Raw genomic sequence first — 7,092 nt, forward strand, 5'->3', positions numbered from 1 at the left:
TTGAATGGGTTCATGTGCAGCTCCATCAGCAAAAGGGGATGATAAGTTTATCACCACCGACTATTTGCAACAGTGCCACAATGAGTTACTCCGTAGTAATGCAAAATTACTGCATCGCAATGCAGTAGAAACTATGAAAGCAAACCAACGGCTGGTTATTGATATAAGCACCCTTAAAGAGGTGCAGGATACGCTTATCCAGACGGTTGGCGATGTTGTTAAAATCCAGAGAGAAGGGGCTATTAAGCTCAGGGAAACAGAAAAACAGGTTCTTGCCATGCGTGAGAATTTGCGCACCCGACTGACACAAAAAGGGGTAGATCATGGTGCGTAACCTTAAGAGTAGTGACGATTTTTCCCGTGAACTGTCATTTCTTTTTCACCGGTCTATAAAGATTAGAAATTCAGGTTTCGCGATATTTGGTGCGGGCCTGCTGATAATGATTTTTGGTCTTTGCTTGTGGTTGCTGTCATTACACCTCTCACCTTCAGTTCTGGACTTTGATATTGATGTGCCCTTGTCATTCTTCAATTCATCTGAAGGTGAAGATAAGTTAGTGGTTTCGGATTTTGGCGATGCATTTGGAGGCTTCCTAACTACATATTCTAAGTTGCTATTAGGGATTATGGGGCTATTAGTAGTTTCTTCAACTGCCTTTAAAATTTTAAAGGGGGAGGAAATAGGTGAGATATTCCCGATGCTTCTAATTGCTGGCGCTTTTCTTATCGGCTTGTCAGTTTTTACATCTGCTTTAGGTTCGGAAGAGACTGATGCCACTTCAGCTTCGACTGTAAAGGTTATCAAGAAATATGTAAAACATGAAAAATACGATAAACTTGTCGCATATTTAAATGATAGTAATTGGCCCTCAGGCGAAGAGGTATCTGTAAACTATTTAAAGGCGCAACTACATATAAAACTCGGCAAGCCAGATGTGAAGTTAACACAGAATGTTGTTAGGGCGTATATGTCTGGTGTATTACAGTCAAATATTCCCGTGAAAGTTCGTTATGCATTGGAAAAGACAGCTTTAGATAAATCCGTCTCACCACTTGCGATTCGTTATGAGCAAAAACGTATGTCTAAATCACATACCTTTTCAAAAGCGTCGGTTAATTGTCTTAAAGTAGGTAGTCCCGTCGCATTCGTTGGCGTTTTGTTCGCTCTTCTTGGTATAAAAATCAGGCGGCGAGTCAGATTCTTAGAATCAAATTGAATGAAAGCCCGGTACGCTGGGCTTTTTTATTCAGTAACTTTTATCAAATATGTAGTAATTTACCGGAATCTGCTTCTCCAGCTTGTTAGCTGAAAAGCTTACTCAAGTATAATAATCTACTTCTGATTATGTTTTTTATGGTTTTATTTTTACACAACTTATTAAGGATACATGATGTGTAACTTTACTCCTGTTCAAATTATTGCTGATTATATACTGAGGTTTCTTAAAAATAATACTGATGCCAAGCTTTATGAGGCAATGCAGCGTCTTGAAAAGAAAATTGGTCAGTTTGTCGCTGATGGGGTTGATGAACATCAATTACGCTCTTCATTAAGCAAAGTCTGTCGATCTCGTTCCAGGGCGGCTCTTAAAGAGGAGTGTGAACAACTCATTCCATAAAAAGAACATCATACGGGAAAGTTACTTTAACGGTGAATGGCTCGCTTCTGGCGGTTTAAGTTGACGGCCATTCCTACCATAGCCATCATAAAGTATGATTAGCATTCGAGTGTGGCACTACTAATTTTAATGGGCTACGCATTCAGTCTCCACCTCTCTAACTATAAAGGTTCTTTTCATGTCCAATAGCTTCGATAAGCCGCAAACGCTCCCGGTACATAATTCTGATGCCGAACCCTTTTTTCCGAAAAACCTTGGTCCATTTATCGAGCAGGTATCCGGAAGGGATCTGGCAATGCTCACAGAATCAGAGAAGGAAAAACTTGCGCACCTGATCAGAACTGGGCGTAAATATGGAGTTTCTGTCGCTATCGTTCCTGATACAGATTCTGCTGAGCTTCATGAATTACTGTCTAATGCCGATTCCATTGAAAGGCAGTTTTCCATCTATGAACGCATCCAGACGAAGATTGCGTTCACGCGGTGTCAGGAAGCATAAACAAAGTGAGAAATACAACTACGTGGTATGACGTAGAACATATTGAAATCACCACAGGCGAGCGAGGCGGCAGGATATGGGTGCTGAAGCTCTCCTGTGGCCATACAGTATTTCGCCGAATACCTCCTATACGTCTTCATAACCTCACAGCTTTTTCTCTGCGGGAGCCCCCAGAAAAATGTCGGTGCTCTCTTTGCAATTCAAGTCCATAATAAAGCCTTTTTAAAGGCCACAAACTGCATATCACAGGATAAATCATCCTCTACAGCGTTCATTCTTAAACGCAAAATTTATATTTCATTCATTCTATTTTAAAAGCGTTATAAAAGACGGAATCCTATTTAGTCTGTTTGATGCTTAAATCATCTTCAGTGCCTTTTATCTTTTACCCAGCGACTTTAACATTAACCTGAGCAGAAAACTTGTTTTCAAACTAAGTTCGAAAACTTTCTGCTCAGGTTATTAGCCGGGTAAGCCACTTTGTTATATTTGTTTCATGTTAACAGAGGAGGCGATATGCAAATTGAAAAGGTGATGTCATTACTTGAAGTGCTTTCAAGCTGGCTTGAAGATAACATCAATATGGATTCTGAAATTATCTTTGATAATGACGAAGATAATACCAACTCAGAAATTCTGTATCCTGCTGTAGAAAAGGCTAATGCCGTTTTGCGCAAAATGGCATCTTTATCTTCAGATTCTGTTCATGCAATTCGACAGCGCTTGCAGCTTGCCGTAGAAGGCAAAGCTGAATTGTCCCTCAAGGATGTGGGAGAGCTTCTGCTGGCAACAAAGTATCTGATGTTGTCCACTGAAGAGGGAGAGTAAGCCTGTGACCACTCTCGTATTTGAAATGGCAGATATCAATAAACTGATCGAAGAAATTCGCACCGCAAAAACGTTTTCGGTCACCCCAGATCAGATCTATGACCCGGCATGCTATCCGGGGGGAGCCCTCCTTAACGCTGAGGGACAGACTGAAGAAGAGGCGCGTAAAGCTGGTAGGGTTTTCTTTCCCTCATCCTCAAAAATTGCCAGCACACATCTGGTGCCAAAAGTGCTTCTCGCGCACAGTCATGGTGTATACCTGATCACTAATGCTGAGCTTGAGGGCTCTCCCGCATCCCGCGATACTGTGGCTTACGCCCAGGGGATGAATCCAAAACTGGATGAGGACTGGGATTACGCTTGTGATGCCGCTTTGGGTGGGTCTGATTGTAGCTATACCATTCCCGTTGAGTGGCTGGAGTTAGCGGTAGAGCAGGGTTTTCAGGAGTTTCGACTTCGAATGAGTGAAACCAATATCAAACTTGTCAGCAAATAGTATGTCCTTGCTGTTTCCAGTCAAACATTGTCCGCCAGTCGAGCTGCTGGCGGATTGTTTTATATAAGGCCGGGAAGGTATGTCAGGTTTAAGCAGTTCCGCCCAGAAGCTTACAAGGGCGCAGATTTACGTGTTAAGACGGATGGCATCCGGCACGATCTATGATATCTCTGGCAATTTCAGACGGGCCAGAGAACGGCGTACGTTTATGGGGAATCCTGATGATGTGACGTGCAGGAGCTCTCCGGTCCTGTTCCGGCTGGGCCTCGTGGAGTTATGCCAGCCAGTAAGGCATCTGGAGCCAGGTTTATACTATCGGCTCAAGTTGAGCTCCTCAGGGCATGAAGCTCTTAAGGCGAACGCACACCTCTAACATTTGAGATAGTTCGTTCGCAGCCAGGAAAGTAACTTTCATCTCAAGTGTGACCCTTACTACCTCATTTATGAGTAAAACCCCCCTCTGATATGTCGAAAATGCTCATTTATACGAAAATAGTTTCTCTTCAGGTGTGATGTAATTACTGAGAATTCTCCCTGAATGGAAGGCAACCGATGAAAATGTTTTTTACCCCTTATGTTCGTATCGTTTTCTATTTTTGCGCATTGATTTTTATTGTTTACAGTTTCAGTGATTTTTTCCAGGGCGTCCCTGACAGCACCTTCTTCAGTGCGGTCATCACGCTACTTGTTATCGGAACCATTGTTGCCCGGCATCTGGATCGCAAAAAATCTCTCAAATATACTTCACAGATTTAAGTTTCCACTCAGGCCACTCTCGGGTGGCTTTTATAATTTAATAAGGACCGGTTCATGCATAACCACGAAATTCAGACCATTGCTATATTTAGTGCCCAGTATAAAAACATCGAAGATGCTGAAAATGCAGGTGCTTTATATTCAGTAGATATTGAATATCCGATGACACTAAATGATTTATCGCGGCTTTGCGACTCTATTGCCGAAGCAGTAGGTGTGCCTGGCGGCGTCAAATACCAGTTCGTGTCCCAGCCGGAAGCGCATGAAACCAGCTTCTGATAACCAGTAACCAAACTGCCTAAAAGCAGGTGCAAAGCCATGAAACAAACAAAGTCTTCTATGTCACGTATTGTGCAGCTGTACGACGGGAGCCGATACGGAAACTGCGAGCAGGCTGATAACGAAGGAGAGCTTTTTACGGTGGTGTTGAATAAGCCTTCGCAGATCGATGACATCCGTAAAATCGTAGACACAACCGCCGAAGTACTTGGCAAAGCTTTGCCAGTACTCCTCTTTTAAAGCTTACATCCGTGAAGGATAATTACGGTCTTACTACTTTCAGTTTTTCATTCCAGTGCCGTCCATTTTAATTTATCGATTTTAAGCGGTCGGCGCTATTTCATTGTTTCTTTTCCGACTGTAATTCCTTATATATAGGAATATTTCAAAGAATTTATCTCAGGTTATTTGTGGCGTGGTGCCAGTTGTTATAATGATTCCACATAATCTGGAGAGTCAATCATGATCACATCTCTAATGAATTTCCGCGATTTAACCGGAGAGGCAGTCATCCAGGCGCGGCAATGCGTTATTAATGCTGAGATCGAAGCGGCCCGGGAAAAGGTAATTCATGCTCGTTCGTTATTCAAAGCGGGTATACATAATGTTGTAAACGGTAGTTCTGGCATTAAGGCTGCGGCAGCACATTTTCTGGTGATAAAACGTTTACAGACTGACACTCGGTATCTGGACGCGGTTATCACTGATAACCTTTGCATGTTTTCTCCTGAGGGTTATCTGTATCTGTTTATGCAACAACGTTATTTCCTATAAAACAATGGGTTAGGTAAGTATCTTTCCATTAAAAACATTAAAAAGGTGACTTGATGAAACCATTTGGACTTGCCGGAAAACCCCGGCCCGAACCTTGCGGCTGCTGCTGGTATACCCGTGAGGACTGCCCTTACGTCAGCGCAAAACAGATCTATCGCCGCAGGCAGCGCAAGGCAGAACGCCAGCGTCAGCGCAGCACCATTGTGATGGCCGTTTCTGAATTTCGCTGACCTCTTCTGGAAATATCATTTTTTCTCCAGAAGAATTTTAAAATAAAGGGAAATCTTTTCACGGGTATCTGATGTTTATTGTTTATGGTAAATTGCGCCACATTAATTGTTTGTGGCGCAGTTCGTGATGGCTTAAGGATATAATATGAAAATCAGCCAGCTGGAATCCGGGATGCAGGTTTGGTCTGTAACCCGTACCAAAATGGGAAATACCACCATTTCAACGGTCATTGTCCACCCCGTTGTCATTATTGAAATTCATGATAACCATGTGATTGCTCGCTGGAACGGCAATGCACCACGTCGGTTTGGAGAAACGGCTATCAGGGGCTGGAAGAAGGAGAAGCCACTGCTTGTCCGTGAGCCTTTCGGAAATGTTCGTCTGGCCACCCGGGCTGAAAAAACCGCTATGCAGGAAAAAGAGTAATACCCCCTTTTAGCACCCACAATTTCACCGTCCATCTGCCTTTAACCTTGCCTGTTATTAACGGAATCCTTTCTGACTGGGCGGATCCCACGCATAACCTGAACTGTTGGCTAACCGTCTTACAGCCAAATTCCCTCCTTTATCTGGCAGGAGTGCGTCCGTGAGCTCTGTATGATCTACGTGTTTGTTAAGTAGAGCACATAACAGGAGTGGGGTATGACTGAATTAAATAAAAGCCCGTCCGGTTTTTCCGGAGCTGATGTCAGTAAAGAACAGGCTGCCATAAGGGCACTTGTAGAAAGAGTAGTGACCAACTATCGCAGCCGGACAGCACCTGATCGGGTTCAAAAGGCTTCGGTAGCGTTTAATGGGGGATTAATCCTGACCCTGATGCTGGCCTTGACGCTATTGGGCTACCTTGTGGCGGAATTGCTCAGGGGGTATGTTGCGGATAGTTCACCCTATGTGCCCGGTCTAAGTTATTCGCAATTTTCGATGCTTATGGTCGTTGAGCTGTGTCTATGCTTTCTTGCATGGTTTTTGGTTGTCACAGGGGACTATCCCCGGCCGTGGATATTTCAGGTAGTCCCGATGGAGCAGTACTGGTTCTTTGACGAAGTGGATGACGACGATCTTGCCCGGCTTTCCTGTAACCCTTACATCAAGCGCTGGCTACTTGATGAAATGTCCGGTATTCATCGACTGACCTACACGAGGCTGCATGATCGACTGGAGCGCATCTGTAATATTGCATCCCATCTCGAATACAGCCGTATTCAGGCACATAAGATTTCCCTAATCAACGGAAGCAGTGCCTCCTGATCCTACCATTGCATCCGGAAATTAAACGGGCAGGAACTGCACTGTATGTTCCGACCCAGCAGCTGCCCGTTACCCTTTTCTTTAGTATAAAATGACTTTCGCCGACAACCGGAAGTGAATCATGTCAAATAAATGAAAAATCAGTAATTTATGTAGGCGGGGTGTTTGGCTGATCAGGGCAGGGTGGTATAATAACGCTGGTGCTGGAGGCTTTTGCCCCAGCCAGCGGTAACACTGTTTGACTGTGGTAAAAGCAGAAAGCCCCGAGTAATTTTTCAATTAACCTGTACTGCACCCATTTTGTTGGACGATGAAATGGAATAGTCCCTGATATGTCAAAGCCAAAATACCCCTTCGAAAAG

The 7,092-nt window shown here is 43.8% G+C and carries 14 protein-coding genes; 13 read left to right on the forward strand and 1 reads right to left on the reverse strand.

Annotation, left to right across the window (positions count from 1 at the left end; all coding sequences use genetic code 11):
• The first annotated feature begins 4 nt into the window (after positions 1–4).
• The 13 genes from CHU32_RS27220 to CHU32_RS27285 all read left to right on the forward strand — a co-directional run bounded on the left by CHU32_RS27220 (position 5) and on the right by CHU32_RS27285 (position 6,730).
• On the forward strand, positions 5–334 hold the full coding sequence (locus tag CHU32_RS27220; RefSeq protein WP_004248813.1) for a toxic anion resistance protein: 330 nt from the start codon (positions 5–7) through the stop codon (positions 332–334).
• A complete protein-coding gene (locus CHU32_RS27225; protein ID WP_000252081.1) occupies positions 324–1,217 on the forward strand; it encodes a hypothetical protein in 894 nt (297 codons plus the stop codon). Before CHU32_RS27220 ends, CHU32_RS27225 begins: the two co-directional genes overlap by 11 nt.
• Before the next feature lie 174 nt (positions 1,218–1,391).
• Positions 1,392–1,619 carry a hypothetical protein gene (locus tag CHU32_RS27230; RefSeq protein ID WP_000336109.1) on the forward strand — a complete coding sequence of 76 codons (228 nt, stop codon included), beginning with the start codon at positions 1,392–1,394 and terminating at the stop codon, positions 1,617–1,619.
• A gap of 178 nt (positions 1,620–1,797) precedes the next feature.
• Positions 1,798–2,118, forward strand: coding sequence for a hypothetical protein (locus tag CHU32_RS27235; RefSeq protein ID WP_000071366.1), 321 nt, complete (start codon positions 1,798–1,800; stop codon positions 2,116–2,118).
• A gap of 516 nt (positions 2,119–2,634) precedes the next feature.
• Complete coding sequence (locus CHU32_RS27245; RefSeq protein WP_001165367.1) at positions 2,635–2,946, forward strand: DUF957 domain-containing protein; 312 nt, start codon at positions 2,635–2,637, stop codon at positions 2,944–2,946.
• A 4-nt stretch (positions 2,947–2,950) separates the two neighbouring features.
• Positions 2,951–3,442, forward strand: coding sequence for a DUF3085 domain-containing protein (locus CHU32_RS27250; protein ID WP_001371932.1), 492 nt, complete (start codon positions 2,951–2,953; stop codon positions 3,440–3,442).
• Positions 3,443–3,994: 552 nt separating this feature from the next.
• Entirely contained in the window at positions 3,995–4,198 is a 204-nt protein-coding gene (locus CHU32_RS27260; protein WP_000781547.1) for a hypothetical protein, read from the forward strand.
• A gap of 54 nt (positions 4,199–4,252) precedes the next feature.
• Positions 4,253–4,477: a hypothetical protein gene (locus CHU32_RS27265; RefSeq protein WP_000551490.1), complete on the forward strand. Its 225-nt coding sequence runs from the start codon at positions 4,253–4,255 to the stop codon at positions 4,475–4,477.
• Between the two features lie 39 nt (positions 4,478–4,516).
• Positions 4,517–4,717, forward strand: a complete 201-nt coding sequence (locus tag CHU32_RS27270) for a hypothetical protein (protein WP_000814953.1) — start codon at positions 4,517–4,519, stop codon at positions 4,715–4,717.
• Positions 4,718–4,939: 222 nt separating this feature from the next.
• Positions 4,940–5,251, forward strand: coding sequence for a hypothetical protein (locus tag CHU32_RS27275; protein WP_000633161.1), 312 nt, complete (start codon positions 4,940–4,942; stop codon positions 5,249–5,251).
• Positions 5,252–5,304: 53 nt separating this feature from the next.
• Positions 5,305–5,481: a hypothetical protein gene (locus CHU32_RS28390; protein ID WP_000802040.1), complete on the forward strand. Its 177-nt coding sequence runs from the start codon at positions 5,305–5,307 to the stop codon at positions 5,479–5,481.
• A gap of 145 nt (positions 5,482–5,626) precedes the next feature.
• On the forward strand, positions 5,627–5,908 hold the full coding sequence (locus CHU32_RS27280; protein ID WP_000703842.1) for a hypothetical protein: 282 nt from the start codon (positions 5,627–5,629) through the stop codon (positions 5,906–5,908).
• 216 nt (positions 5,909–6,124) lie between these two features.
• Complete coding sequence (locus tag CHU32_RS27285) at positions 6,125–6,730, forward strand: hypothetical protein (protein WP_000137794.1); 606 nt, start codon at positions 6,125–6,127, stop codon at positions 6,728–6,730.
• 148 nt (positions 6,731–6,878) lie between these two features.
• Here CHU32_RS27285 and CHU32_RS28490 read toward each other — a convergent pair.
• Positions 6,879–7,092, reverse strand: a 214-nt coding sequence (locus CHU32_RS28490; protein WP_211775164.1) for a hypothetical protein, incomplete at its 5' end; no start/stop codon positions are given.

The organism is Superficieibacter electus (assembly GCF_002915575.1).
GTDB classification, from domain to species: domain Bacteria; phylum Pseudomonadota; class Gammaproteobacteria; order Enterobacterales; family Enterobacteriaceae; genus Superficieibacter; species Superficieibacter electus.